Genomic DNA, 25,344 nt, shown 5'->3' with positions numbered 1-25,344 from the left:
TCAGTCAATCAAGATGTCGACTGAACTACCGCTTTCGCGAGCGAGCCCGCTTCCACATTGCGTTGTGCAGTGAGCCTTAGACCCGGAACTGATCCATCAAACCCTGCTGCTGATTGGCCAGGCTATTGAGTGACTGGCTCACCCGCGCCGATTCATTCGCCTGCCCGGACAGCGACTCGGTCACATCACGAATCGTCGCCACGTTGTTGTTGATTTCCTCAGCCACGGCGCTCTGTTCTTCCGCCGCACTGGCGATCTGCAGGTTCATGTCGCTGATCACCGTCACCGCATCGCCAATCTGGCGCAACGCTGTCACCGCTTGCCCCACCTGCTCGACACTGCCCTGTGCCTGACGATGGCTGTTGCCCATCGAACCCACCACATCCTGTGTGCCGTTCTGCAACTGCTCGATGACCTGACGGGTTTCCTCGACCGACTCTTGCGTGCGGCGGGCGAGGTTGCGTACTTCGTCAGCCACCACGGCGAAACCGCGTCCGGCTTCACCGGCGCGGGCGGCTTCGATGGCCGCGTTGAGTGCCAACAGGTTGGTCTGTTCGGCGATGGCGCGGATGGTTTCCAGTACCGTGCCGATTTTCTCGCTGTTGGCGGCCAGGCCTTCGACCTGGACCATCGCAGCGCTCATGTCACTGGCGAGTGTGTCGATGCTCGCCGTGGTGCGGTCGATCACCGTCAGGCCCTCACGGGTCGCGCGATCGGCATCCTTGGCGGCTTCAGCGGCCTGGGCGGCGCTGCGGGCGACGTCCTGGGCGGTGGCGCTCATTTCATGGGACGCGGTGGCGACCTGATCGACCTGGCGGTACTGCTGCTCCATACCCGCACTGGTCTGGGAGGCGATGGCCGAGGACTGGTCGGCGGTGTTGCGCGCGTCCTGAACCGAGCGTTTCACTTCGGCGATGATCGGCTGCAACTTGTCGAGGAAGCGGTTGAACCAACCGGCCAGTTGACCGAGTTCGTCCTTCTTGTCGTAGGCCAGGCGCCGGGTCAGATCACCTTCGCCGCTGGCGATGTCTTCCAGCATGTGCGCCACGCCGAGGATCGGTTTGGTCACGCTGCGCGCCATCAGCCACACCAACAACAGGCCGACCAGCGCGGCCAGCACGCCGAGGCTCAGTTCGATCAGCGTGCCCGAGGTGTTGCTCGCATCCAGTTGTTGTTTGAGTGCTTCGGCGCGGCTGACCAGGACTTTCTCCGGCACATCGAGCAATACACCCCACGACGGCCCGCCCGGGATCGGCTGGAACGGCGACAGCACTTTCAACAGGCCCTTGCTGTGCAGGCTGCTGACGCTGCTGCTGGAGGCGAGCAGGCGCAGCAGTTCGGCGCCGCTGGTGGTATCGACGGCGTCCAGGCGCTGGCTGAGTTTGCCGGCGTCCGGACTGTAACCGGCGAGGAGGCCGGCGGGGCTGATGATGCTCACGGCGGTCTGGCCGTCATAGAGCTTTTTGCTCGCGCCCTGACTGATCGCTTGCAGGCTGTTGAGGTTGATGTCCACCGACAGCGAAGCGATGACCTTGCCGTTGACCATCAGCGGGAAGACGATGCTGGTCATCAGCACCTTCTGGCCGTCGATCACGTAGAAGTACGGTTCGATCACGCAGGGCTTGAGGGTCGTGCGCGGGCAGGTGAACCACGCGTTGGCCGCTTGGCCACTGGGGCCGGTGCTGGTATCGGCCATGTCGCTTTCCGGCAACGCCATCGACGTGACTTTGCCAGGTACGGGCTGCGACCAGTACAGGGCGAAGCGGCCCTTGTCGTTGCTGCCCAGTTCCGCTTGCCCGGCGAACAGTTCGTCCTTGCCGTCCAGCCCATTGGCTTCGAACACCAGCGACAGGCCAAGCAGATCCGGATTGGCTTGCAGCGCGGACTTGACCTGACGGGTCATGTCTTCGCGCAGGTCGAAGGCATCGAGAAAGCGCTTTTCTGCCTGTTCACGCAGGAACAACACCTGTCGCGAGAAACCGTGGCCGTATTGATAGGCGTCCATGAACTGCTGGCGAATGCCCGCCGCCTGCACTTCTCCCTGGGATTCGATGCGCGCCTGAGCCGACTCGGTGAGCATCTCCATACTTGAAGCCTTCACCAGTTCGGAACTGTGCTCCATGCGGTACAGCGAAAGACCGACCAACAGGGTCACGATACCGGCCAGGCAAAGCCCGGCGAGCAGGGTGATTTTCCATTGGATGGAAAGTTGTCTGAGCGACATGGAGACGTCCTTATTCGATAAATATCTGAGACTTTGCACTGTAGCGGCCGCGAATCGGCTTTCTTTATCCTTAAAACACAATAGGGCGGATTGTCACAGCCATTGGCGGGTTTGGAGGCTTTGACACCGCTGCCACTCTGCGGCAAAGTGCGCGCCCTTCTAATAAGACCCTCTTTGCAAATCCGCCGGTGCTCCGTGGGCGGGCTCATCCTGTCTGGCGGTGGCTGTTGCACCGCAGTGATTTTGAGGTAGTGAAATGAATGCAGTGATTGCAGCAGTCGGCGTGATGCTGATCCTGAGTCTGTCCCGCGTGCACGTAGTGATCGCTCTGATCGTCGGTGCGCTGGTCGGCGGTCTGACCGGCGGTCTGGGCATTGATGCCACGCTCAAGGCGTTCAATAGCGGTCTGGGCGGCGGGGCGACGGTGGCGTTGTCCTACGCGTTGCTCGGCGCTTTCGCGGTGGCGATTGCCAAGTCCGGCTTGGCCCACGCGCTGGCCGACAAGGTTCTGGTATTGGTTGACCGTCAGCATTCGACCGACGGCGGCAACGTCAAATGGCTGCTGATCGGCATGCTGTGGATGGTCGCAATAGCCTCGCAGAACATCCTGCCCATCCATATCGCGTTTATTCCGCTGCTGGTACCGCCACTGCTCTATGTACTGAGCAAGTTGCAACTGGATCGCCGATTGATTGCCTGCGTGATGACGTTCGGTCTGATCACCCCGTACATGTTTCTGCCGGTGGGCTTCGGCAACATCTTCCTTAATGAAATCCTGCTGGCCAACGTTGCCCGCAGCGGTGTCGACATCAGCGGCATCAATGTCACCCACGCCATGGGTATTCCGGCATTGGGCATGGTGTTCGGCCTGGCGATGGCTTTCGTCAGCTACCGCAAGAAGCGCGTTTACAACCTGGCGAAAATCGAGCAGGTCGAGCAAGTGGCGGTGCAGTACAACCCGCTGAGTCTGATGATGGCCGGTGTGGCGATTGCGGCGGCATTCGTCGTTCAGTTGTTGCTGGACTCGATGATTATCGGGGCGCTGGCCGGTTTTCTGATTTTCTCGGCCTCGGGTATCGTCAAGTGGCGCGAGACCGATGACCTGTTCACTCAAGGCATGAAGATGATGGCGATGATCGGGTTCATCATGATCGCCGCCTCCGGGTTTGCCGAAGTGATGAAGGCCACCGGGCAGGTGCAGACACTGGTCGAATCGTCGGCAACATGGATCAACCACAGCAAGGGCGTGGGTGTGTTGCTGATGCTGCTGGTGGGTTTGTTGGTGACCATGGGCATCGGCTCGTCGTTCTCCACCGTGCCGATTCTGGCGGCGATTTTCGTGCCGCTGTGTGTGCAATTGGGTTTCAGCCCTCTGGCGACCGTGTGCATTGTCGGCACCGCCGGTGCACTGGGCGACGCAGGTTCACCGGCCTCGGACTCGACGCTGGGCCCGACCTCCGGCCTGAACATCGACGGCCAGCATCACCATATCTGGGACACCGTGGTGCCAACGTTCCTGCACTACAACCTGCCACTGCTGGCGTTCGGTTGGATCGGGGCGATGGTTCTGTAACACCACAAATCCCCCTGTGGGAGCGAGCAGGCCCGCTCCCACAGGGGGGGATTGAATCGTTTGCTCAACTTTTGATCTGGCGTGCCGTTAAAGCCTTTAACCACGCCAATAAAACCAAGAGAGTGAGCCCCCCATGCGCCTGAGTCTCAAGGCTAAAGTCCTTTCCCTTGCCGTTCTTCCGGTGTTGCTATTTGCGCTGGTGATCAGCCTGACCACGCTGTTCATCCTTCAGGATCAGGCCAGCAAGGAAGTCGAAGAAACCCGCCAGCGTCTGCTCAGCGACGCCAAAGCCACGCTGCAAAGTTACGTCGCCGTGGCCATGACCGCGATCAAGCCTTTATACGACGCCGCCGCTCCCGGCGATGAAGCGGCGCGTGCGCAAGCGATCAAACTGTTGTCGGGTATTCGCTACGGCAAGGATGGCTACTTCTTCGGTTACGACTCCCAGACCGTGCGCCTGTTCAAGGCCAATGATCCCGAAGGCGTAGGCAAAAGCTTCAAGGACAACCGCGATCCAAACGGCGTCTACGTCAACCGCGGTCTGGTGAGTGTGGCGAAGGACGGCACCCACTATCTGCAATACAGCTCACCGCTGCCAGGCAATGCCAAGGTGCTGGTGCCGAAACTCGGCTACACCGAATACCTGGCGAAGTGGGACATGGCCGTCGGTTCTTCGGTCAACCTTGACGGCATCGAGGCGCAGGTGGAGGTGGTCGAAGCCAAGGTGCAGGAACGTATGCAAGGCGTGGTGCTGAGCATCGTGGGTGTGGCTGTGGTGATGCTGTTGCTCATTGCCGTGGCGGGGATGTTGCTGGCCAACACCATTCTGCGTCCCCTGAACTTGATGAAAGCCAACCTCGATGACATCGCGGCGGGCGAGGGCGACCTGACTCGCCGACTGACCATCACCAGCCAGGATGAACTCGGCGAACTGGCCGGCTCGTTCAACCGTTTCGTCGACAAGATTCATGGTCTGGTGCGCCAGATCACCGAGATGACCACGCAACTGACCGGGTTGGTGACGCAGGTGTCCGATCAGGCGCAGCGCTCGGATCAAGCGATGGAGCGTCAGCGCCACGAGACCGATCAGGTCGCCACGGCGATCAACGAAATGTCCGCTGCCGCGCAGGAAGTCGCCAAGAGTGCGCAAAACGCTGCCGTCGCTGCCCAGCAGACCGACGAGGAAGGCCAGAGCGCCAAGCGCGTGGTGGCCGGCAGCATCAAGCAGATTCATGCGCTGGTGGACGACATTCGCAGCAGTGGCGTGTCGCTGGACAGCCTGCAACAGGACGTGTCGTCGATTGTCGGCGTGCTGGGGGTGATCCGCTCGATTGCCGAACAAACCAACCTGCTGGCACTGAACGCGGCGATTGAAGCGGCGCGGGCCGGTGAGGCCGGACGCGGTTTTGCGGTGGTGGCCGATGAAGTGCGGGCGCTGGCCAGTCGTACGCAGATCAGTACGCAGGAAATCCAGGGGATGATCGATCGCCTGCAGGCCGGGACGCAGTCGGCGGTCGAGGCCATGCGCCGTTCCAGTGAGGCAGGTGATGGCACCTCGGTGCAGGCCAATCAGGCCGGGGCTTCGCTGGATGCGATGGCTGAGTTGATTGCGACAATCAACTCGATGAACGCGCAGATTGCCAGCGCTGCCGAAGAGCAAACGGCGGTGGCCGAAGAGATCAACCGCAGCGTGCATCAGATTGCGGTGGCGGTGGATAACGTGGCGGATGAAACGCAGTTGGGGGCGCAGACTTCACGCAGCCTGGCGGATCTGGGCCAGCGACTGGGCAAACTGGTCGGGCAGTTCCGTATCTAGAACGCTACACATAACCTGTGGGAGCGGGCTTGCTCGCGAAGGCGTCGTGACATTAAGTATTTGTGTCTCTGACACACCGTCTTCGCGAGCAAGCCCGCTCCCACATTGGGTTTTGTGCAGGGCTTAAGGTCTGTCCCAATAGGGGATTTCGCCGAAGCATTCGATGAAGAAGTCGATGACTGTGCGCACCTTCACCGACAGCCGACGGCTCCCCGGCCACAGCACTGCAATCTGCTGCGGCTCCAGGCTGTTGGAGACCTGATATTGCCTCAGTACCGGTACCAGCGTGCCTTCGCGCACCGCCTCACCAATCAGCCATGACGGAAACATCACCAGCCCCAACCCTTGCTCGGCGGCTTGCGTGAGGGTGTCGGCGTGGTTGCCGGTGATCGGGCCTTTGACCGAATACGGCGTCCAGTCTTGCCCCTCACGGCGAAAAAACCAGCGCTGTTGGCCGGTCGCGCCTTTGTAGGCCAGGCACTGATGCTGCGCCAGATCATCCGGATGTTGCGGGATGCCGTGGCGTTTGAGGTAAGCGGGGCTGGCGGCGACCTGGAATCGATGCGGCGCCAGAATCCGCGCTTGCATGCTGGAATCGTGCAAAGGGCCGATGCGAAACAGCAAATCGGCGCCTTCCTGCAGCGGATCGACGTAATGGTCAGTCTGTTGAATATCCAGTTGCAGCTTCGGATAGCGCGCGCATAACTGACCGAGCCACGGCGTCAGATGGCGTTGGCCGAACACCACGGGGGCGTTGATTCGCACCAGGCCCGTGGGTTCGCTTTGCTGTTCCTGCAACGCCTGCTCGGCTTCTTCCAGTTGCACCAGCACCAGCCGCGCATGATGGCCGAGCATGCGTCCGGCTTCGGTTGGCGTAACCGCCCGGGTGTGGCGGTAGAGCAATTGCTGGTTGAGCGCCTGCTCCATCAACTGGACCTGCCGAGAGATCGATGAGGGCGCCACGCCTTCGCGGCGGGCGACTTCGGAAAAACTGCCTTGGTCGAGTACGGCCACAAATAGCCTTAGCGCTTTGAATCCCAGTTCGTTAAGCCCGTGCATGCGGTGCCCTGCTGTGCGTATTGCGCAAAAGTGTTGTCCGGATGCTCCCATTTATCGCACAGCGGCGCCAGCCGATAATCCGCGCCATCGTTTATTGGCCTGGATGTTTGTGATGCAGACGTTGGATGAAGTGAGTGTTGCGCCGCCGGCGGTCAGACCGGGGTTGCGCTTGTTGTTGCTGCCGCTGGTGATTTTGGCGGGGATGGGGTTGTCGGTAGAGGCCGGGTTGCTCGGGCCGTTGGGTGTGCAGGTGGGGCATTTGTGGGCGACGTTGAGCATTTTCGGCGTGGGCTCGGCGATTCTGTTTTTGCTCCTGTTGTTCAGCGGCCAGCAACAAGGGCCGGCGTTGAACACATTGCCGCGCTGGCAGTTGATCGGAGGTGTTCTCGGACCGGTCTATGTGGTGGTGCTGACGCTGGCGACCCCGCACATCGGCATCGCCATGACCATGATCGCGATTCTCTCCGGGCAGGTTGGCAAGAGTGTGTTGATCGACCACTTTGGCTGGTTCGGCGCGGTTCGTAAAAAGGTCAACGGTGAACGTTGGCTGGCGCTGCTGCTGATTGTCGCGGCACTTGTCTTGATTGCTCGGGGTTGATGATGAATCTGATTATTTTGTTGGCCGTGGTGGTTGCAGCGGGCGCGGTGTTGAGTGTTCAGGCTGCGATCAATGGGCGTCTGGGTGAAACCGTTGGGGTGTTGCGCAGTAGTTTGCTGACGTTTGCCGTGGGTGCGCTGGTTACCGGGTTGCTGATTGTGTTCTTCGAACCGGCCCACGCGGTGAGTTTGCTCGACGTGCCGAAATGGCAGCTCAGCGGTGCGTTGTTTGGCGTGGTGTACATGATCGTGATGGTCGGTGCAGTGCCTCGGGTGGGTACCGCGGTGGCGACCGTGGCGGTAATTGTCGGGCAGCTCGGAATGGGGATGTTGATCGATAACTTTGGCTGGCTTGGTAACCCGGCTATCGATTTGTCCGCTAACCGGATGTTGGCGATGGTTTGTTTGGGGTTGGCTTTGGTGTTTATGTATCGCAGCAGTGTTCGGGGTTCTGACTGATTGGGAGTGTCTACTGCCTCAAGCCCGCAGACCTGGCGACCCTGCCAAGCTCGCCCAGGTTTCGCCCCGTCTATCTCGTCGCCCCCACGCTGGATGACGAACCCCCGCGCGTCGAGGCCTGCGAGTCGCTTTCAAACGCCCATGCCATGGCCGGTAATATCGCCAGCTCGGTGGGCGGCCCGGAGCGCAAACCGCTACTGGCGCTGCAACAGGTGATCATGCTGAACGAACTGTCGGTCAATCGGCTATTGGATAAACTCCGTTTGCCGTCATAGCGGCGAAGATGATGAGTGGGGCGCTTGCCCCGCTCATCGGGCATAAACCGTAATGTCTGATGCTGATTTATTGATCGGTTCTTGTCAGTTTGAAAGTGCCGTCCGGCTTTAAGCGATACCCAGCGGATTTGAATGTTGCGGTGAAATTGCCGGTGACCGTGCCTGTTTTCCGATCCAGTCTGATCGTGAGCTCCGCATCATCGGCATCGACAGTTGCGAATCCCGTGAAACCCGGTGGGGCCGGTATCGAATGGATATGGGAAACATGCAACCCTTGGCCGTCATTCAGTTTGTAGGTGTACTCCATCAAGTCTTCGTCCAGGTAAGGCACGCTCAAAAGCAAGGCGAAATAGTTTTCCTCCTCCCCCGTCCCGGTCGAACCGCTAAACACCCAACTTTCTTTGCCGGTCGGCGGGAAGACGCTGTAGTGAAACGAGCTGTCTTGAGCGTAGATTGGGCCCGCGTTGAAACTCCAGTGAAAATCATGGGTGGCGGGCTGAACACTGTTTTGCTTCGGGATGAAAATGCACTTGGCGCTCATGATGAAATCCTTCTTGGGGAATGAACAAAGACCGGCGAAAACACCTGAGTGCCCATTGATGGTGATTTTATGGACGCGTGTCTACTGTAAAACCTGACAGCTGGACGACCTCGCGTAAGTGTGGGCGCTGAGTACAAATGTCCAGGTCGCGAGATACACGGTCCAGGATCGTTTGACCAGACCCCCTTGGGGGAGAGGGTTGGGGTAGGTCTCACCACAATAAAAAACCCGGAAGCTTTCGCTGTCCGGGTTTTTTAATGAAGCAAGATCAAAAATCCGCAGCCTTCGGCAGCTCCAGAGATCGGTGTAGAGGCTGCTGCGATCTTTTGATTGTCAGCGGTTAAACCGCTCCACCAGCGAATACTGCGTATTGGCAGTCTTGGTCAGCTCTTCACTCAGCAGCGCCGAGTTATGCGCCTGTTCCGAGGTCTGATCCGCCAGTTCCGAGATATTGCTGATGTTGCGGCTGATTTCTTCAGCCACCGCACTTTGCTCTTCGGTCGCGGCGGCGATCTGCGTGGTCATGTCGGTGATGTTGGCCACCGCCTCGCTGATGCCCACCAGAGCCTGATCCGCTTCCAGCACCCGTGCCACGCCTTCTTCGGCCTGGCGATGCCCGGCTTCCATGGTCTGCACGGCGCTGCTGGCGGTCTGTTGCAATTTGGCGATCAGGGTGTGGATCTGCCCGGTGGATTCGCTGGTGCGTTGCGCCAGTTGGCGCACTTCGTCAGCCACGACGGCAAAACCACGGCCCATTTCGCCGGCACGGGCCGCTTCGATGGCGGCGTTGAGCGCCAGCAGGTTGGTCTGGTCGGCGATGCCTTTGATCACGTCGACCACGCCGCCGATTTCGTCGCTGTCCTTGGCCAGTTGGGTCACGGTCAGACCGGTTTCCCCGACGACAACGGACAGGCGCTGAATGGCTTCGCGGGTTTCACCGGCGATGTCACGACCGCGACCGGTCAGGCGATTGGCTTCCTGGGTAGCGTCGGCGGTGCGCTGCACATGGCTGGCCACTTCCTGCGTGGTCGCGGCCATCTGGTTGACGGCGGTGGCGACCTGTTCGGTTTCCACGCGCTGACGTTCCAGGCCGCTGGAGCTGTTGTGCGCCAAAGCGTCGGACTGCTTGGCCTGATCGGTCAGGTGTTCGGCGGTGTCCTGCAGTCGGGTCAGGCAGGTTTTCAGGCGTGCTTCCTGGCTGAGGATCGACATTTCCAGACGCGCTTGGGCGCCACGGCTGTCGGTGTACATCTGTGCGATCAATGGGTCGGAGGTGGTCTGCTCGGCCAGGCGCAACAGGCGTTTGAGCCCGCGTTGCTGCCATTGCAGGCCCATCAGGCCCAACGGCACCGACAAACCGGCCGCCAGGGCAAAGCCCCAGTGCGAGTTCAGGGTCGCGCCGATCACGAAGCTCAGTTGGCTGACCAGAATGAACGGCAGCCAGTCTTGCAGCACAGGTAGCCATTTATCGCTGGAAGGGATCGCCGACTTGCCCTGGTTGATGCGTTGGTAGAGCGCTTCGGCACGGCGGATCTGTTCGGCAGTGGGTTTGATCCGCACCGACTCGTAACCGATCACTTGACTGCCATCGAACACCGGCGTCACGTAGGCGTTAACCCAGTAGTGGTCGCCCGTCTTGCAGCGATTCTTGACAATGCCCATCCATGGCAAGCCTTGTTTCAGTGTGCCCCACATGTGCGAAAACACCGCCGCCGGCACGTCGGGGTGACGGACCAGGTTATGCGGCGCACGGATCAATTCTTCACGCGAAAACCCGCTGATCTCGACGAAAGCGTCGTTGCAGTAGGTGATCATGCCTTTGGCGTCGGTTGTGGAAATCAACCGTTGCTGAGCCGGAAAGGTCCGTTCGCGTTGTGTAATGGGCTGGTTGTTACGCATGTTTTTCAATCCGCAAGGCTTTGAAAGGTTGTCGGCGCTGTCAGCTTTTTATTGAAGTTTTTTTTCAGTTTTAAGTACGGCGTCGCAAAACGGCTCTTGCTTCAGCCAGCGAGCATCGGATAAGTGAACAAGCCGAAATGGAGCAGGTTCAGTCCGAAGTGTGTGGCGATCGCCGCACCGAGTCCGCCAAATCGGTAGGCCAGACCATAGCCGACACCTGCCAAACCCGCTAGCAACACCCATGTCCAGCCTGCGCCGATATGCGCCAGTGCAAACAGCGATGAAGCCACTAGCAGGGCAAGGTTTTCGCCATAAGGCAGGTGTTTGAAGTGTCGGCTCAGACCGCCCTGTATATAGCCACGAAACAACGCTTCCTCGACCAGTGTCACCAACAGAAGATTGTTCAACACCCACAGCCACGCCGGATCCGGCCATTTCGGCGCCCAGGCGATCACGCCGAGCAACATCGCGCCGCCCAAAGCCAGAATGACGCTCAAGGTCAGGGCCAAAACAGTGGCGTAGACCGTCAGGCGCAACGACCGCCGCGCGACAATCCACGGGCACACCAGCAACAGCCAGAAACCGATCAGCGGTTTGTCGAGATTGAGGTACATCGAAAACGGCACGGCGTTGTCGGTGAAGCGTTGCGGGGCGATGGCCCGGCCGTTATAGAAGCCGGGCAGCCAGTGCAGGGCCAGCGCCACGGCCAAAACAATGAACAGACCATGCCCCAGATAACGTCCGACCGGCACCTGCTGCTGGCGTACGGCGAAGCCTGCGAATAACAGAAGCGCGATCGAGATCAATGCCAGCCAGCCGAGTTGGCCGAGGCTCAGCGCCAATCCGTAGCCGAGGCCGAGCAGTGCCAGATAGAACCATGGCAGAGACTTCATGGAGGGTCCTTGTGCAGAGGGTGTGGAGGGGCTTTCTACACGGACGGGCGGCGGGGGACAAGTGAAGGTGAAGTGAGAAACCGGGACAGCACCAAAGCCATTGGCCAAACACAAATCCCAATGTGGGAGCGGGCTTGCTCGCGAAGGCGGTGGGTCAGGCAATGAATGTGTCGACTGATACACCGTTTCCGCGAGCAAGCCCGCTCCCACCGGGGATTTGTATTCCACCGGGGGGCAGAGGGATTAGCGCAGGTTGAGTTTTGCCGCTGCGCGTTCGGTAATTTCTGTGCGCAGCTTCAACGATGGCGCGGCGAGCAGACGGGCCTGGTCGACAATTGCGCTCGGTGCGGTGTCAGGAGAGCCGGAGCTGAACGGCGGTGCGGGGGCGTATTCGAGTTGCAGTTGCACCCGTTGTGCCGTTTCGGCATCGACCAGTTCAGCCGCCAGCACCAGCGCAAAGTCGATCCCGGCCGTAATTCCGCCCCCGGTGATCAGATTGCCGTCACGCACCACCCGTTCCTTCACCGCAATCGCGCCCAAGGTTGGCAGCAACTCGTGGTACGCCCAGTGCGTGGTGGCGCGCTTGCCTTGCAGCAGACCGGCGGCGCCGAGTACCAGCGAGCCGGTGCACACCGAGGTCACGTAACGCGCTTGGGCGGCCTGGCGTTGAATGAACGCGAGGGTCTGCTCGTCTTCCATCAATGGCCCGACGCCGCCACCGCCCGGCACACAGATCACATCCAGATCCGGGCAGTCTTCGAACGTCGTGGTCGGTTTGAGCAGCAGACCGGTGCTGGCGGTGACGGGCATCAGATCCTTCCAGATCAGGTGCACCTGCACATCCGGCAGCGAAGCAAGCACGTCATACGGGCCCGTCAGGTCGAGTTGCTGAACCTGTGGGAACAATAGAAAACCGATCTGCAACGTCATGGTGTTTTTCTCCATTGAAGGGGTGGACGGCTTCACTGTAGGCGCGTAGGTTCTGGCGTATACGCCAATTACCCCACGAATTACGCCAAATGCCCAAAGCCATTCACGTACTCGCGTTTGCCAACATGCAGATCCTCGACGTCACAGGGCCTTTGCAGGTATTCGCCTCGGCCAACGACATTGCCCGCCAGCGCGGTTTGCCGATTCCGTATGCGCCGACGGTGATTGCCCGCGAGGCCGGGGCGGTGATGTCGTCGGCAGGCTTGGCGATATTGGCAGAACCGCTACCGCAAGAGCCCAGCGACACGCTGATCATTGCGGGCGGCTGGGGTATTTATCCGGCGGCTGAAGATGTGCCGCTGGTGGATTGGGTGCGCGAACACGCGGCGAAATGTCGGCGCGTGGCTTCGGTGTGCACCGGGGCTTTCTTGCTCGCAGCCAGTGGCTGGCTCGACGGTCGTCGCGTTGTCACCCACTGGACCCGTTGCGAACAACTGGCGCAGCAGCACCCGAAACTGCAGGTCGAGGCCAATCCGATTTTCATCAACGACGGCCCGGTCTGGACCTCGGCGGGCGTCACCGCCGGCATCGATCTGGCACTGGCGATGGTCGAGCAAGACCTAGGTCGCGAGATTGCGCTGGACGTCGCCCGGCATCTGGTGGTGTTCCTCAAACGCCCGGGCGGGCAGTCACAGTTCAGCGTGACGCTTGCGTTGCAAAATCAGGGCAATCGCTTTGATGACTTGCATGCCTGGATCGCCGAGAACCTGACCTGCGATCTAGGCGTGCCGACCCTGGCCGAGCAGGCGGGCATGAGCGAGCGCAGCTTCGTGCGCCACTACCGCGCCGACACCGGCCAGACCCCGGCGCGGGCGATTGAGCTGATTCGCGTCGAAACGGCGCGGCGGCTACTCAGTGATACGGGCTTGCCGGTCAAACGCATCGCCGCCCACTGCGGGTTTGGCAGTGAAGAGACGCTGCGCCGCAGTTTTCTGCGGGCGATTGGCGTGACGCCGCAGGCTTATCGGGAGCGCTTTTCGGTCAGTGCTGCAAAAGATCCAGCACTGCCCTGAGCGTTGGCCCGGTCAGGCTTCAGCTTCCGCCACCTGATTGAAATACTTGCTCCGATCCGGGGTAAACGTGACCCGCATCTTTGTCCGCGAACAGGTCAGCGAGCGTTCTTCACTCAAGTGAATATCCAGGTCTTCCCCGCGCAACCCCTGCCACTGGGCGAGGTATTTGAGCGAGCCGTACTTCTCGCTTTTCTTCAAGCTACGGCTGACGCCGCCTTTCCAGCCGAGTACCGGCAATTCGTCGGCGAGGCACTGTTGGGCGAGTTCGGGGAAACGGATGGCGCGCTGGCGGCCGATTTCCCAGCATTTGATCAGGCCTTTGTCGTCGGCCTCCCACAGTTGAGTGCGGGTCAGGCCGGTGCGCAGGGGCGAGTCGATGGTGCGCTGGACGTGGTGGGTCATTCTGGTTCCTTGAATCGGGTTTTGTTGGACAGCTCCGCTGTGCCCGTTGCGGTGGATGTTAGGGGCGGATTAAACAGCTGGCAACAAGGTATTTCGGGGTGTAAGTGCAAGTTGCAGGGGGAGGATGGATCAAGTGCTGTTGAGTATTTGTAGTCCCTCGCCGCAGGGACAGGACTTTCCTGCATCAGTGGCGGGTTTTAGTCCTACAGCGAGGGTTATTTGAGTGAAATTTCCGACAGCCTCTGACGACATTACGGCTGCCAAGCATTCTTTTCTCCGCTCAAACGACGATCCAGAAAACTTGCCGCGCTGATCAACGCCAGGTGTGTCAGCGCCTGTGGCGTGTTGCCCAAGTGGCGTCCATGGGTGTCGAACTCCTCGGCATACAGCCCCAGCGGGTTGGCGTAGCGCAGCAATTGTTCGAATTGCAGGTGCGCTTTGTCCACTTGCCCGGCGCGCGCCAGGCATTCGACGTACCAGAATGAGCAGGCGGCGAACGCGCCTTCGGTGCCGGGCAGGCCATCAATGCCGTTGTCGTCGTTGCGATAGCGATAGACCATGCCTTCGCGCACCAGGCTTTTCTCGATGGCTTGCAGCGTTGCCAGCCAGCGCGGGTCCTTGGCACTGACGAAGCGCATCAACGGCATCAGCAGCATCGAGCCGTCCAGCGCGGTGCCGCCCTGGTACTGAACAAAATGCCCATGTTCTTCGTTCCAGAAGTTTTCCCAAATGTCGCTATAAACGGCCTGTCGGGTTTGATCCCATCGCGCAAATGGCGCGGGCAGCGAGCGTTTGTAAGCCAGGCGAATCGCGCGATCCAGCGCTACCCAGCACATCAGCCGTGAGTGCAGAAAATGATGCTGCTCACCGCGCATTTCCCAAATTCCTACATCTTTGTTCTGCCAAGTCTCACAGACGCGGTCGACTATTTGCCGGACATGATTCCAGCCCTCGTGAGAAATCGCATCGCCGTACTTGTTGACCAGGTACACCGCGTCCATTAACTCGCCAAAAATGTCGAGCTGGATTTGGTCGTAGGCTTCGTTGCCGATCCGCACGGGTTGGGCGCCGCCGTGACCTGACAGGTGAGTCAGCTCGGTTTCCGGCAACCGCTGGCGCCCGTCGATACCGTAAAGAATATTCAGTTTCATCGATTTGCCGTGGCCATCGCTGACCCGGCCACGCAGCCAGCGCATGTAGTCGTTGGCTTCCCCGACAAAGCCAAGACGCATGAACGCATATACCGTGAATGAGGCGTCGCGGATCCAGGTGTAGCGATAGTCCCAATTGCGCGACCCCCCCGGCGTTTCCGGCAGGCCGAACGTGGCGGCGGCGAGGATGGCGCCGTGTCTGCGTGAGGTCAGCAGCTTGAGTGCCAGCGCCGAGCGGTTGACCATCTCGCGCCAGCGTCCGCGATAGCTGGACTGGCTGATCCAGTCGCGCCAGTACTTCAGGGTGCGCGCCATGCACAGGTTGCCGGCCCCTTCGGCAAAGCGAGGATCCTGGCTTTCACCGAGCATGAATGAGGCTTGCTGATCCTGCTGCAAGGTGAACGTTGCGACAGCCGCGCCTGCGTCAATGTTCAGCGCCTGGTCGGCAGCCAGCCGCAGGGTTGGATAACCGCTGGCACTGAATAACACGTCTTGCCTGTCCATCCGGGCGCTCGTTTCGGCGCGGGCGTAGTCATGCTTGACGGCGCAGCGCATATGAAACGTCGCCTGACCGCTGGCCACCCGAACCCGCCGCATGAGTACCGGCATGTCATCTTCGTTGTCGCCGATGGGAAGCAGGTCGGTGACTTCGACCACCGCGTGCTCACTGAGCCAGCGGGTCTGCAAGACGTTGGTGCCCGGCAGGTAAATCTGTTCGCGCCGTGCATCGGGCAAGTCCGGTGCCAGTTGAAAAATCCCTGCTTCAGGGGTATCCAGCAGCGAACAGAAAATCGACGGGCTGTCGAACTCCGGCCAGCAGAAAAAATCCACGCTGCCCTTGTCGTTGACCAGTGCCGCACTGCGCATGTCGCCGATGATGCCGTGGGCGTCGATCGGGCTTTGTCGTTCTTGATGATGTTCAGCCATTGCCGCGAAACTCCGGATAGAGGCTCATGCCGCCGTCGATGAACAGGGTCGTACCGACGATGTAGTCGGACGCGTCAGAGGCGAGGAAGACCAGGGCATTGGCGACGTCTTCAGCTTCGCCGATACGTCCGTAAGGAATCAGCTCGAGCAGTTTTTCGCCGGCATCCCCTTCAGTGGCCGCGGTATTGATCGCCGTGCGAATCGCTCCCGGCGCAATGCCGTTGATGCGAATGCGCTGATGGCTGACTTCCTGAGCGAGGGTCTGCATCAACTGATCGACGCCTCCCTTGGAGGCCGCGTAGTTGACGTGCCCGGCCCATGGGATGCGCTGGTGCACCGAACTCATGTGAATGATCTTGCCAGCGGCCCGGGAGACGCCTTCGCGAATACCTTGGCGCTGGAAAATCCGCAGCGCGGCGCGAGCGCAGAGGAACTGGCCGGTGAGGTTGACGCCGATCACCGTGTTCCAGTCGTCCAGCGACATGTCCACGGCGGCGGCGTCTTTTTGCAGGCCGGAATTGGCCACCAGAATATCCAGTGAGCCAAAGGCTTCCAGGGTGTCAGTGAACATCCGATCGACCTCATCCTCTTTTGACACATCGGCGCCAATGGCGAGGGCTTGACCACCGTCGGCGATGATCTGCCGGACCAGCGCTTGGGCGGGTTCGGCATGACGATTGTAGTTGATGACGACCGCAGCGCCGGCAGCGGCGAGGGCTTTGGCAGCCGCATGACCGATGCCGGAACTGGCACCGGTCACCAGGGCCACCTGGCGGGTGAGGGATATCTGCATGCGCGATGGACCTGGGGTTGAGGATTTAATCAACTGACAGACCTTGCGCAGAGAGAGTTCATTCCGTTGTCCGATGGTCAGTCAGACTTGATAACGACCGCTATGCTTGTGCCATTCGAGATTGCCCGCCAGCCAGGTTTGCACCCCGTTCAGATAGCGTAGTAGCAGTGATGACGAACCGGCTCTCAGCGCCTGATCTGCTTCTTCATACAGGCGAACGACTTCATCGTGAATGTCGGCGCTGCGGCTCATGGCGTCGCTCAATGAACCCCGCTGTTCGCGGGCCAGCAATGAGGGCAAATTGAAATCGCCGATTTGCGCCATGTTTTCCTTGCGGGCCGAGTACAGATCATTGGCAATCATCGTGGCGCTGGCTGCCAGTACGGTCACTCGTCTTACCGCTGGGCTGCTGTAGATATTCGCAGGCAGCTCATAGCCGCCGATCACATCGATCAATGACATGCATGGCAGGAAACTGTTGATCTGCCGTTGTGCGAGGTATTCCCATATCGCTGGCACCATTCTTTCGATACGCCAGGTGGCTTCGGCAGTCATTGTGACGAACATGGCGATTGTTTCGTGACGTATGCGGGCCAATTGGGAGGGCGTCGAGAACTGTGCGACCCGGTGCATATAGGCGCGAAGTGCAACCAGTACGGGGTCGCGAAGCAGCGCTTGATCCAGCTCGACTGAAAAGGGGACAGGCAGGTAGGCGGGTTCCATTGCCGCCAGCGCTAAAGACAACCGTGGGCCGACCAGTTGCGGAACGGAACCGGTTCTTTCATCGTCGCAGTAATAGTCGTCGACCGCGAACAGAGCAGCGAAACATTGCGCCGAAAGCAGCAGACGGTCGGGATCGTCGGTATCTCTGTGGCAGAGCATGGCGAAGCGGCCGAAATTCGAGTCACGGACAGCTGTCTGTTTGCCAGGGAAAATACCGACCTGTTCGATCCAGCTCATCAAGCGCCGATTGACCTCTGCGCCAAGGTTCTCATCGATATCCTGCGCTTCCGGGCAGCGAAGAGGGCGCACAGCGTAGGCATCCTTCGCAGGCATTTCGGTTTGTGCGGTGGACTTTGACGGGGTCATGGGGGCTCCCCCGGCTTCAGCACATCGTGATTCGATGCCAGCGGCTTGATCAGTCCAGCGCCTTTTCCAGCGCAGACCGGATGTGAGGCATTTTCGTCTGGCGCCAGTTCATCAAATGATCTGGCGCGGCGAGCGGGCGCTGTAGGGGTGAAGTTGATGTACCTGAACATCGCAGTGGTTCCTGCTTGAGGGGCAGGATGAATGAGAGCGTGTCTGACGGAAAAATACACCTGTCAGACCTGACAGGTTCGCTTGGTTTTTCGACAGGCGGTCGGTGCCATTTCGCGCCAGTGGCTGATCCGGCCATGAACACCATCCAAAGCAAAAGGCTTTCACACTCCACCAACAATTCCCCGCTTCCACGCTCATCAGCCTTTATGGCAACTTGGCCGCCCCTGATGAGGCTGCAACCGATGGCAAACCCTTACCGCGAATTGTTCAATGCCCCCGGCGCCCGAAATTTTGTGCTGGCGGGGATGATTGCGCGTATGCCGATTTCCATGACGGGCATCGGCGTGATCACCATGCTGTCGCAGTTGAAGGGCGGGTATGCGCTGGCGGGTGCGGTGGCGGCGACGTTTGCCTTGGCCACCGCGTTTTGTGCGCCGCAGGTGTCGCGGCTGGTCGATCGGTTTGGTCAGGGGCGCGTTTTGCCGCTGTCGGCATTGATCGGTGGCGGGGCGTTGTTGATGTTGTTGCTGTGTACGCGGTTGCAGGCGCCGACCTGGACGCTGTTCATCTTCGCCGCGTTGGCCGGTTGCATGCCGAGCATGTCGGCGATGGTGCGGGCGCGCTGGACGCAAATCTATCGCGGCCAGCCACAACTGCAGACCGCGTATGCGCTGGAGTCTGTGCTCGATGAAGTCTGCTTTATCGTCGGCCCGCCGCTGTCGGTGGGATTGTGCGTGGCGGTGTTTCCCGAAGCCGGGCCGCTGGCGGCGTTGTTGATGTTGGCGATCGGCGTAACGGCGTTCGTGGCCCAGCGCAGCACCGAGCCGGCGGTGCATCCCCACGCATCCCATCACCAAGGCTCGATCATTCGCTCGACGGACGTTCAATGGTTGCTGCTGTTGATGACCGCCATGGGCATCATCGTCGGCGTGATCGATGTGGTCAGCGTCGCGTTCGCCCAGCATCAAGGGCAGCCGGCCGCGGCGAGCATTGTGCTGTCGGTGTACGCCATCGGCTCGTGCCTGGCCGGGATCGCGTTTGGTGCGATGCGTTCGAAACTGCCGTTGCCGCGATTGTTTTTGTATGGCGGTATGGCGACGGCGGTGACAACCTTGCCGTTGCTGCTGGCGAGCAATATTTTCGGGTTGTCGGTGGCGGTGTTTATCGCCGGGCTATTCTTCTCGCCGACGCTGATTGTGGCGATGGCGTTGATTGAGCGTATTGTGCCGCCGGCCAAACTGACTGAAGGTCTGACCTGGCTGGTGACCGGTCTGAGCATCGGCGTCGCTGTCGGTGCTGCCGGGTCCGGGGCGCTGGTGGATGCCTTTGGCGCGCGTAGCGGTTTCTGGCTGGCGATTGCGGCCGGATCGGTGGTGCTGGTTTCGGCGGTGCAGAGCTTCCGACATTTGAAATGAGCTCGTCCTTGTGGGCGCGGTCACCAACCGCGCCCCGAGTTGACCCAGAAGTTCACCGACAGCGACGTCGACACCGACACCACTTGATGGAACCAGCCCTCCGGCAAGAACAGCAGGTCCCCTGCCTCCAGCGTCACCCGCAGGAATGTCACATCCCGCGCCGCCGGGAAGCGTTCGTAGTCCGGCGCATCCGGGTTGAAGTCACAGCCATCCAGACCGCCCTTGGGCGCCGTCGACCAGGTGCCCAGCGCTTCACGGTGATGAGGCGCGGCGAGGGTGAACGTCTTCTGCCCCCAGACCTGAGCAAACAGATTGTCGGTGTCGTCGCGATGCAACGGCGTCAGCGTGCCTTTGGGGCCGATCCAGATTCGTGGCGGGATGAACAGCGTGGCATCGAAGTAGGGCGGGTACTGGATCTGCTGCATCAATTGCGTCGGCAGAATGTTGTTGCCCATGTACGCCGGCGGTTCACCGTCTGCACTTTTGGCCGCTGGCGTGTCCAGCGAGGCGATGAAGTCGGCCATCGATGTCGAACGGAAATCGCGTTCGGTAGAGAAGGTTTTCTTCACGTAATCGCCATGGCGAGTGATGCCTTGCAGTTCGGCGAAATGCACCAGCGATTCTTCGCGGCTGAGTTTGAACAACGGCCAGTCGTGCAGCGCGTTGCTGATCACCACGGGAATACCGTTAGGCAAGTACTTGCTTTTGAATTCGCTGACCGACAACTCGTTGCGCGCGCGTCGCTCGATGCTGATCTGTGTCGGCAGGCTGGCGGTGAGTTTTTCACTGAAGCGCGGCGGGGTCGGATAGCGCTTGTTCATGTCGACCTTTTCCGTCACGGGGCCACCGTGCATCGCATGCTCGATGATCTGCGGCAGCAGCGTCGCCAGGCCCATGTTGCCGCCGATCCTCAGGCGACCGCTGGCGAACAGTTCTTCGACGTTGGCCATGCCGCCCATGATCCCGAGAAAATCACACTCGGCGACTTCGATGGTCACATCGGGGCTGGCATGTCGGCCCGGCACAGTGCGGCTGCTGGCCTTGACCTCGGACCAGTAGGCCTGCTGCGGGCCAAACACGAATTGGAAAACGCCTTCGATGCCGACGGCACCGGCATTGGCGAACAACTTGCCCAGAATGCGCTGCAGGTCCACGGTGAATCCTCATTATTGGTTTTGGTCTGAACAGTTAACGAGCGCCTGTATGCAGGATTTACTGGCTGGCGACTAATTTGTTCAGGGCGCAATCCGTTTCTCACTACGGATAGTTTTTTTGAGGAGCGCATGGTGACCAAGCTGACCCTGCTGTGCCTGCCGTACTCTGGCGCCAGTGCCATGGTGTACAGCCGCTGGCGGCCGAAGATGCCGCAATGGCTGCACTTGCAACCTGTAGAGCTGCCGGGGCGCGGCGCACGTTTCGGTGAGCCATTGCACACCGACATGCGTGCACTGGCGAGGCAACTGGCTAAAGAGTTGTGCCCGACACTCAAGACGCCTTACGCGTTGTTCGGCCATAGCCTTGGCGCGTTGCTGGCCTGCGAAATGGCGCACGCCTTGCGTGCCCTCGGTTGCCCGGAACCGGTTGCACTGTTCGCCTCGGGCACGGCAGCGCCGACGATGCGCGCCGATTACGATCGCGGGTTTGCCGAGCCGAAAACCGACGCCGAGCTGATCGATCAATTGCGCACACTCAATGGCACCAGCGAAGAAGTGTTGGCCAACGCGGAGTTGATGAGCCTGACGCTGCCGATCCTGCGCGCGGACTTCCAGCTCTGCGGCAGATTCGAGCCGTTACGGCGACCACTGCTCAATTGCCCGGTGCATGTGTTCGGCGGCAAGGCTGACCGCGCCACCGCCGAGCAGTTGATCGGCTGGAGCAAGGAAACCCGTGGCAGCTTCTCGGTGGACATGCTCGCCGGTGGGCACTTTTTCATTCATGAGCATGAGGCCAAGGTGCTGAAGGTGATCAAGGATCAACTCGACCTGCATCATCGCCGGCATGCCAGCGCCGCAACCGCATGATCACGGCAATACCTGTGGGGGCGGGCTTGCTCGCGAATGCGGTGTTTCAGTTGATGTATTGCTGACTGATAAGCGCATTCGCGAGCAAGCCCCCCCCCACATTTGATTTGTGTTAACTGAAAAATCCCCGTTCTGCTTCCCGCCTGACAGTTGTTCTCATTCGCTAATTTTTCCGGTCTGCATTCGTTTCATAGGGACGACGTGCCTTTGTGCTGCCTGCCTACTGATCCGGATGCTGAGAAATGAATGCTGAAGACTCCTTGAAACTTGCTCGCCGGTTTATCGGACTGCCGCTGGAAAAGCGCCAGATGTTCCTTGCGGCTTTGCAAAAGGAGGGCGTGGATTTCGCCCGGTTTCCGATCCCCGCCGGCATCGAGGCCGAGGATCGTCAGGCGTTGTCCTACGCGCAGCGGCGCATGTGGTTTCTCTGGCAACTCGATCCGAAAAGTGGCGCCTACAACTTGCCGGGCGCAGTGCGTCTGAGTGGGCGCTTGAATGTGGCGGCGCTGGAGCAAGCCTTCGCCTGTCTGGTGGAGCGTCACGAAACCCTGCGCACGGTGTTCCAGCGCCAGGCCGATGACCGCCTGCTGCAAGTGCCGGCCAGCGCACCGCTGGTGATTGCCCGTGAAGATTTCAGCGCTCTGCCGCAGGCCGAACGCGAGCAGGCTGTGGTTCACGCCGCCGAGCAACAATCGGTGCTGCCGTTCGATCTGGCAGTCGGCCCGCTGCTGCGGGTCAATGTGCTCAAACTCGCGGAGCAGGAACACGTCCTGTTGCTGACCTTGCACCACATCGTCTCCGATGGCTGGTCGATGAACGTGCTGATCGATGAATTCATCCGCTGCTACGACGCGTTCGATGGCGATCAGCCGCCGCTACTGGCGCCGCTGCCGATTCAGTACAGCGACTATGCCCTGTGGCAACGGCGCTGGCTGGAGGCGGGCGAGCAGGCACGCCAACTCGACTACTGGCAGGCGCAACTGGGCGACGAACATCCGGTACTGGAATTGCCGCTGGATCATTCGCGCCCGACGGTGCCGAGCTATCGCGGTACCCGCTACGAATTTGCCGTCGACGCTCAGTTGGCCGAGCAACTGCGCAACACCGCGCAGCAGCATCAGGTCACCTTGTTCATGTTTTTGCTCGGCGCCTTTAACGCGCTGCTGCACCGGTATACCGGTCAGACGGATATCCGTGTCGGCGTACCGATTGCCAACCGCAACCGTGGGGACATCGAAGGGCTGATCGGCTTCTTCGTCAACACCCAGGTGCTGCGCACGCAACTGGACGGCCAGACCCGCGTCGATGATCTGCTGCGCGCGATCAAGGAAACCGCGCTCGGCGCCCAGGCTCATCAGGATCTGCCGTTCGAGCAACTGGTCGAAGCGCTGAAACTGGAACGCAGCCTCAGCCACACGCCACTGTTCCAGGTGATGTACAACCACCAGCCGCAAGTGGCCGACGTCGCCGCGCTGAGCACCGCGTCGGGTCTGGCGCTGAGCAGTCTCGACTGGCAGAGTCGTACCACGCAGTTCGACCTGACCCTGGATACCTGCGAGAAGGGTGGCAAGCTGCACGCCGCATTGACCTACGCCAGCGACCTGTTCGACGCCGCGACCATCGCACGCATGGCGCGTCACTGGCTGCGCTTGCTGGCAGCGATGGTCGCTGATCCGTCGCAGCGGGTTGGCGAGTTGCCACTGCTGGAGGTCGATGAACATCACGCGCTGGTGCACGCCTGGAACGATACGCCGGCGCTTTACCCGGCCGAGCAGTCGATTCATCAACTGATCGAAGCGCAGGTTGCCCGTACGCCGAATGCGCCAGCGCTGGTGTTTGGTGAGCAGACCTTGAGCTACGTCGAGCTGGATGCCCGGGCCAATCAACTGGCGCAGCTGCTGCGTGAGCAAGGCGTACAGGCCGACAGTCTGGTCGGCATCTGCGCCCAGCGCTCTCTGGAGATGGTCGTCGGCCTGCTGGCCATCCTCAAGGCGGGTGGCGCCTATGTGCCGCTGGACCCGGAGTATCCGCAGGAACGTCTGGCCTACATGATCGAGGACAGCGCCATCACCTTGCTGTTGACCCAAGCGGCGCTGCTGACATCCCTGCCGACTGACGGCGTCAAAGTCATTACGCTGGATCAGCCGGGCCTGCTCGACGGCTACAGTGAAAGCCGTGCGGATGTACCGGTTGATCCGTTGAATCTTGCGTACGTGATTTACACCTCCGGTTCCACCGGCAAGCCCAAGGGGGCCGGCAACAGTCACGCCGCGCTGGTCAACCGCTTGTGCTGGATGCAGGACGCTTACGCTCTGGACGCCAGTGATTCGGTGCTGCAGAAAACCCCTTTCAGCTTCGACGTATCGGTCTGGGAGTTCTTCTGGCCGCTGCTCAGCGGTGCGCGTCTGGTCGTCGCTGCGCCTGGGGCGCACCGTGATCCGCGGCAGATGATCGACACCATTAACCGCCACCGCATTACTACGCTGCATTTTGTGCCATCGATGTTGCAGGCGTTTATTCACGAGCCGGGCGTCGAAACGTGCGCCGGCCTCAAACGCATCGTGTGCAGCGGTGAAGCATTACCACTGGATGCGCAACTGCAAGTCTTCGCCAAACTGCCGAATGCCGGCCTCTACAACCTCTACGGTCCGACGGAGGCGGCCATCGACGTCACCCACTGGACGTGCGTCAACGAAGGCGCCGACAGCGTGCCGATCGGTCGTCCGATCGCCAACCTGCGCACCCATGTGCTCGACGCCGAACTGTCGCCGGTGCCAACTGGCGTGGCCGGCGAACTGTACCTGGGCGGAGCGGGGCTGGCGCGCAGCTATCACCAGCGTCCGGCACTGACCGCCGAACGTTTTGTGCCGTGCCCGTTCCATGAGGGCGCGCGCCTGTACCGTACCGGTGACCGTGTGCGTCAGCGAACTGACGGCGTGATCGAGTACCTGGGTCGTCTCGACCATCAGGTGAAACTGCGCGGTTTGCGCATTGAACTCGGTGAAATCGAAACCCGCCTGATGCAGCACTCGCGGGTGCGTGAGGCCGTGGTGCTGGTGCAGGGCGGCAAGCATCTGGTGGCTTATCTGGTGCTGGAAAATACTCAGCCGCACGAACAATGGCAGCAGGACGTCAAGGCCTGGCTGCTCGGCAGTCTGCCGGAATTCATGGTGCCGACCTACCTGATGACCCTGGCCACACTGCCGGTCACCGCCAACGGCAAACTGGATCGCAAGGCTCTGCCGCAACCTGACGCCGCGCCGCAGCAAGCCTTCGTTGCGCCGCAGGACACGATGCAAAAAGCCCTGGCGGCGATCTGGGCCGACGTGCTCGGTCTTGAGCGCGTCGGCCTCGAAGACAACTTCTTCGAGCTGGGCGGCGACTCGATCATCTCCATTCAAGTGGTCAGCCGGGCGCGACAGGTCGGGATTCGCGTCAGTGCGCGTGATCTGTTCCAGTACCAGACCGTGCGCAGCCTCGCACGGGTCGCCACGCTGGACAGCCAGACGTCGGTGGATCAAGGGCCAGTGACCGGCGACGCCGTACTCGGGCCGATCCAGCAACACTTCTTCAGCCATGCGATGCCGGTGCGTGAGCACTGGAACCAGTCGCTGCTGCTGACCCCGCGCGCCACTTTGAACGCTCAGTGGCTCGATACCGCGCTGGCGCACGTCATCAACCACCACGATGCCCTGCGGCTGCGCTTCGTCGAAAACGCCGAAGGCTGGCAGCAAAGCCACGGCCCACGGGTTGAAAGCGCTGGGCTGTGGCAGCGCGACGCCGACTCTGTCGAGCAGTTGAACGCCTTATGCAACGAGGCCCAGCGAAGTCTTGATCTGCGCAACGGCCCGCTGGTGCGCGCGTTGCTGGTCACGCTGGCCGATGGCAGCCAGTGTCTGGCGCTGATCATTCATCACTTGGTGGTGGATGGGGTTTCCTGGCGAGTGCTGCTGGAAGATGTGCAGCAGGCCTATGAGCAACTGGCAGCGGGCGGCGGCATTCAATTGCCGGCAAAAACCACAGCCTTCCAGAGCTG

Annotated in this window: 20 protein-coding genes and 2 pseudogenes (1 of these 22 running past the window's edge); 10 read left to right on the top strand and 12 right to left on the bottom strand. The window is 60.7% G+C overall.

Going from position 1 to position 25,344, the window contains the following annotated elements:
- Nucleotides 1–76 precede the first annotated feature (76 nt).
- Nucleotides 77–832: a methyl-accepting chemotaxis protein gene (locus AACY11_RS28290; RefSeq protein WP_401160353.1), complete on the bottom strand. Its 756-nt coding sequence runs from the start codon at nucleotides 830–832 to the stop codon at nucleotides 77–79.
- 102 nt (nucleotides 833–934) lie between these two features.
- Nucleotides 935–1,081 (bottom strand): annotated as a pseudogene (locus AACY11_RS28285) (HAMP domain-containing protein); the annotation flags it as partial.
- Nucleotides 1,082–2,480: 1,399 nt separating this feature from the next.
- Here AACY11_RS28285 and AACY11_RS02540 point away from each other — a divergent pair.
- The 3 genes and pseudogenes from AACY11_RS02540 (at nucleotide 2,481) to AACY11_RS28275 (ending at nucleotide 5,613) form a co-directional block, all read left to right on the top strand.
- Nucleotides 2,481–3,797: a Na+/H+ antiporter family protein gene (locus AACY11_RS02540; protein ID WP_339493810.1), complete on the top strand. Its 1,317-nt coding sequence runs from the start codon at nucleotides 2,481–2,483 to the stop codon at nucleotides 3,795–3,797.
- A 133-nt stretch (nucleotides 3,798–3,930) separates the two neighbouring features.
- Nucleotides 3,931–4,707: pseudogene (locus AACY11_RS28280) on the top strand (cache domain-containing protein); the annotation flags it as partial.
- A gap of 84 nt (nucleotides 4,708–4,791) precedes the next feature.
- Entirely contained in the window at nucleotides 4,792–5,613 is an 822-nt protein-coding gene (locus AACY11_RS28275; protein WP_401135169.1) for a methyl-accepting chemotaxis protein, read from the top strand.
- Nucleotides 5,614–5,736: 123 nt separating this feature from the next.
- Here the strand turns inward: AACY11_RS28275 and AACY11_RS02530 are convergent, their stop codons facing one another.
- Nucleotides 5,737–6,672, bottom strand: a complete 936-nt coding sequence (locus AACY11_RS02530; RefSeq protein WP_339432441.1) for a LysR family transcriptional regulator — start codon at nucleotides 6,670–6,672, stop codon at nucleotides 5,737–5,739.
- A 112-nt stretch (nucleotides 6,673–6,784) separates the two neighbouring features.
- On the opposite strand from AACY11_RS02530, the gene AACY11_RS02525 reads away from it, so the two are divergent.
- Genes AACY11_RS02525 through AACY11_RS28270 form a run of 3 tightly spaced genes read left to right on the top strand, consistent with a single transcriptional unit; the run spans nucleotide 6,785 to nucleotide 8,003 of the window.
- A complete protein-coding gene (locus AACY11_RS02525) occupies nucleotides 6,785–7,270 on the top strand; it encodes a DMT family transporter (protein ID WP_339432440.1) in 486 nt (161 codons plus the stop codon).
- Nucleotides 7,271–7,272: 2 nt separating this feature from the next.
- Nucleotides 7,273–7,728, top strand: a complete 456-nt coding sequence (locus tag AACY11_RS02520) for a DMT family transporter (RefSeq protein ID WP_339432439.1) — start codon at nucleotides 7,273–7,275, stop codon at nucleotides 7,726–7,728.
- The gene (locus AACY11_RS28270) at nucleotides 7,725–8,003 is read left to right on the top strand and encodes a DUF6124 family protein (RefSeq protein WP_445261952.1); all 279 of its coding nucleotides are present in this window, start codon (nucleotides 7,725–7,727) and stop codon (nucleotides 8,001–8,003) included. Before AACY11_RS02520 ends, AACY11_RS28270 begins: the two co-directional genes overlap by 4 nt.
- A 67-nt stretch (nucleotides 8,004–8,070) precedes the next feature.
- On the opposite strand, the gene AACY11_RS02510 is transcribed toward AACY11_RS28270, so the two are convergent.
- The 4 genes from AACY11_RS02510 to inhA form a co-directional block, all read right to left on the bottom strand.
- On the bottom strand, nucleotides 8,071–8,544 hold the full coding sequence (locus tag AACY11_RS02510; RefSeq protein ID WP_339432437.1) for a hypothetical protein: 474 nt from the start codon (nucleotides 8,542–8,544) through the stop codon (nucleotides 8,071–8,073).
- Between the two features lie 333 nt (nucleotides 8,545–8,877).
- Entirely contained in the window at nucleotides 8,878–10,443 is a 1,566-nt protein-coding gene (locus AACY11_RS02505) for a methyl-accepting chemotaxis protein (RefSeq protein WP_339432436.1), read from the bottom strand.
- A 101-nt stretch (nucleotides 10,444–10,544) separates the two neighbouring features.
- Entirely contained in the window at nucleotides 10,545–11,336 is a 792-nt protein-coding gene (locus tag AACY11_RS02500) for a CPBP family intramembrane glutamic endopeptidase (RefSeq protein WP_339432435.1), read from the bottom strand.
- Between the two features lie 243 nt (nucleotides 11,337–11,579).
- Entirely contained in the window at nucleotides 11,580–12,266 is a 687-nt protein-coding gene (inhA, locus tag AACY11_RS02495) for an isonitrile hydratase (protein WP_339493808.1), read from the bottom strand.
- A gap of 89 nt (nucleotides 12,267–12,355) precedes the next feature.
- On the opposite strand from inhA, the gene AACY11_RS02490 reads away from it, so the two are divergent.
- The gene (locus AACY11_RS02490) at nucleotides 12,356–13,339 is read left to right on the top strand and encodes a GlxA family transcriptional regulator (protein ID WP_339493806.1); all 984 of its coding nucleotides are present in this window, start codon (nucleotides 12,356–12,358) and stop codon (nucleotides 13,337–13,339) included.
- Nucleotides 13,340–13,351: 12 nt separating this feature from the next.
- Here the strand turns inward: AACY11_RS02490 and AACY11_RS02485 are convergent, their stop codons facing one another.
- The 4 genes from AACY11_RS02485 to AACY11_RS02470 all read right to left on the bottom strand — a co-directional run bounded on the left by AACY11_RS02485 (nucleotide 13,352) and on the right by AACY11_RS02470 (nucleotide 17,737).
- Nucleotides 13,352–13,741 carry a hypothetical protein gene (locus AACY11_RS02485; RefSeq protein WP_339432432.1) on the bottom strand — a complete coding sequence of 130 codons (390 nt, stop codon included), beginning with the start codon at nucleotides 13,739–13,741 and terminating at the stop codon, nucleotides 13,352–13,354.
- A gap of 251 nt (nucleotides 13,742–13,992) precedes the next feature.
- Nucleotides 13,993–15,819: a glycoside hydrolase family 15 protein gene (locus tag AACY11_RS02480; RefSeq protein ID WP_339464952.1), complete on the bottom strand. Its 1,827-nt coding sequence runs from the start codon at nucleotides 15,817–15,819 to the stop codon at nucleotides 13,993–13,995.
- On the bottom strand, nucleotides 15,812–16,612 hold the full coding sequence (locus tag AACY11_RS02475) for a glucose 1-dehydrogenase (protein ID WP_339493805.1): 801 nt from the start codon (nucleotides 16,610–16,612) through the stop codon (nucleotides 15,812–15,814). Before AACY11_RS02475 ends, AACY11_RS02480 begins: the two co-directional genes overlap by 8 nt.
- An 81-nt stretch (nucleotides 16,613–16,693) precedes the next feature.
- On the bottom strand, nucleotides 16,694–17,737 hold the full coding sequence (locus tag AACY11_RS02470; protein WP_339493832.1) for a family 2 encapsulin nanocompartment cargo protein terpene cyclase: 1,044 nt from the start codon (nucleotides 17,735–17,737) through the stop codon (nucleotides 16,694–16,696).
- A gap of 377 nt (nucleotides 17,738–18,114) precedes the next feature.
- Here AACY11_RS02470 and AACY11_RS02465 point away from each other — a divergent pair, with 377 nt between their 5' ends.
- On the top strand, nucleotides 18,115–19,287 hold the full coding sequence (locus AACY11_RS02465; protein ID WP_339432429.1) for an MFS transporter: 1,173 nt from the start codon (nucleotides 18,115–18,117) through the stop codon (nucleotides 19,285–19,287).
- 20 nt (nucleotides 19,288–19,307) lie between these two features.
- Here AACY11_RS02465 and AACY11_RS02460 read toward each other — a convergent pair whose 3' ends face one another.
- Nucleotides 19,308–20,441, bottom strand: coding sequence for a cupin-like domain-containing protein (locus AACY11_RS02460; RefSeq protein ID WP_339432428.1), 1,134 nt, complete (start codon nucleotides 20,439–20,441; stop codon nucleotides 19,308–19,310).
- 129 nt (nucleotides 20,442–20,570) lie between these two features.
- Between AACY11_RS02460 and AACY11_RS02455 the strand changes: the two genes are divergently transcribed.
- Nucleotides 20,571–21,308 (top strand): thioesterase II family protein, encoded by a 738-nt coding sequence (locus tag AACY11_RS02455; protein ID WP_339464950.1) that lies wholly within the window; start codon nucleotides 20,571–20,573, stop codon nucleotides 21,306–21,308.
- 242 nt (nucleotides 21,309–21,550) lie between these two features.
- Nucleotides 21,551–25,344 carry the 5' portion of a non-ribosomal peptide synthetase gene (locus AACY11_RS02450; protein WP_339493804.1) on the top strand. It continues 8,527 nt past the right edge of the window, so 3,794 of the gene's 12,321 nt are visible here — the first part of the coding sequence; the start codon lies at nucleotides 21,551–21,553; the stop codon falls past the right edge of the window.

The sequence above is a fragment of the Pseudomonas sp. RA_105y_Pfl2_P56 genome (assembly GCF_963970845.1).
GTDB lineage: Bacteria > Pseudomonadota > Gammaproteobacteria > Pseudomonadales > Pseudomonadaceae > Aquipseudomonas > Aquipseudomonas baetica_A.
This window is presented reverse-complemented; position numbering and strand designations above follow the sequence as displayed.

Bases quoted from the DNA above. Each gene is read 5' to 3' on its own strand.
- AACY11_RS28290 (WP_401160353.1), bottom strand. From the start codon at position 832: ATGGAGCAGCAGTACCGCCAGGTCGATCAGGTCGCCACCGCGTCCCAT.
- AACY11_RS02540 (WP_339493810.1), top strand. From the start codon at position 2,481: ATGAATGCAGTGATTGCAGCAGTCGGCGTGATGCTGATCCTGAGTCTG.
- AACY11_RS28275 (WP_401135169.1), top strand. From the start codon at position 4,792: ATGACCACGCAACTGACCGGGTTGGTGACGCAGGTGTCCGATCAGGCG.
- AACY11_RS02530 (WP_339432441.1), bottom strand. From the start codon at position 6,672: ATGCACGGGCTTAACGAACTGGGATTCAAAGCGCTAAGGCTATTTGTG.
- AACY11_RS02525 (WP_339432440.1), top strand. From the start codon at position 6,785: ATGCAGACGTTGGATGAAGTGAGTGTTGCGCCGCCGGCGGTCAGACCG.
- AACY11_RS02520 (WP_339432439.1), top strand. From the start codon at position 7,273: ATGAATCTGATTATTTTGTTGGCCGTGGTGGTTGCAGCGGGCGCGGTG.
- AACY11_RS02510 (WP_339432437.1), bottom strand. From the start codon at position 8,544: ATGAGCGCCAAGTGCATTTTCATCCCGAAGCAAAACAGTGTTCAGCCC.
- AACY11_RS02505 (WP_339432436.1), bottom strand. From the start codon at position 10,443: ATGCGTAACAACCAGCCCATTACACAACGCGAACGGACCTTTCCGGCT.
- AACY11_RS02500 (WP_339432435.1), bottom strand. From the start codon at position 11,336: ATGAAGTCTCTGCCATGGTTCTATCTGGCACTGCTCGGCCTCGGCTAC.
- inhA (WP_339493808.1), bottom strand. From the start codon at position 12,266: ATGACGTTGCAGATCGGTTTTCTATTGTTCCCACAGGTTCAGCAACTC.
- AACY11_RS02490 (WP_339493806.1), top strand. From the start codon at position 12,356: ATGCCCAAAGCCATTCACGTACTCGCGTTTGCCAACATGCAGATCCTC.
- AACY11_RS02485 (WP_339432432.1), bottom strand. From the start codon at position 13,741: ATGACCCACCACGTCCAGCGCACCATCGACTCGCCCCTGCGCACCGGC.
- AACY11_RS02480 (WP_339464952.1), bottom strand. From the start codon at position 15,819: ATGGCTGAACATCATCAAGAACGACAAAGCCCGATCGACGCCCACGGC.
- AACY11_RS02475 (WP_339493805.1), bottom strand. From the start codon at position 16,612: ATGCAGATATCCCTCACCCGCCAGGTGGCCCTGGTGACCGGTGCCAGT.
- AACY11_RS02465 (WP_339432429.1), top strand. From the start codon at position 18,115: ATGGCAAACCCTTACCGCGAATTGTTCAATGCCCCCGGCGCCCGAAAT.
- AACY11_RS02455 (WP_339464950.1), top strand. From the start codon at position 20,571: ATGGTGACCAAGCTGACCCTGCTGTGCCTGCCGTACTCTGGCGCCAGT.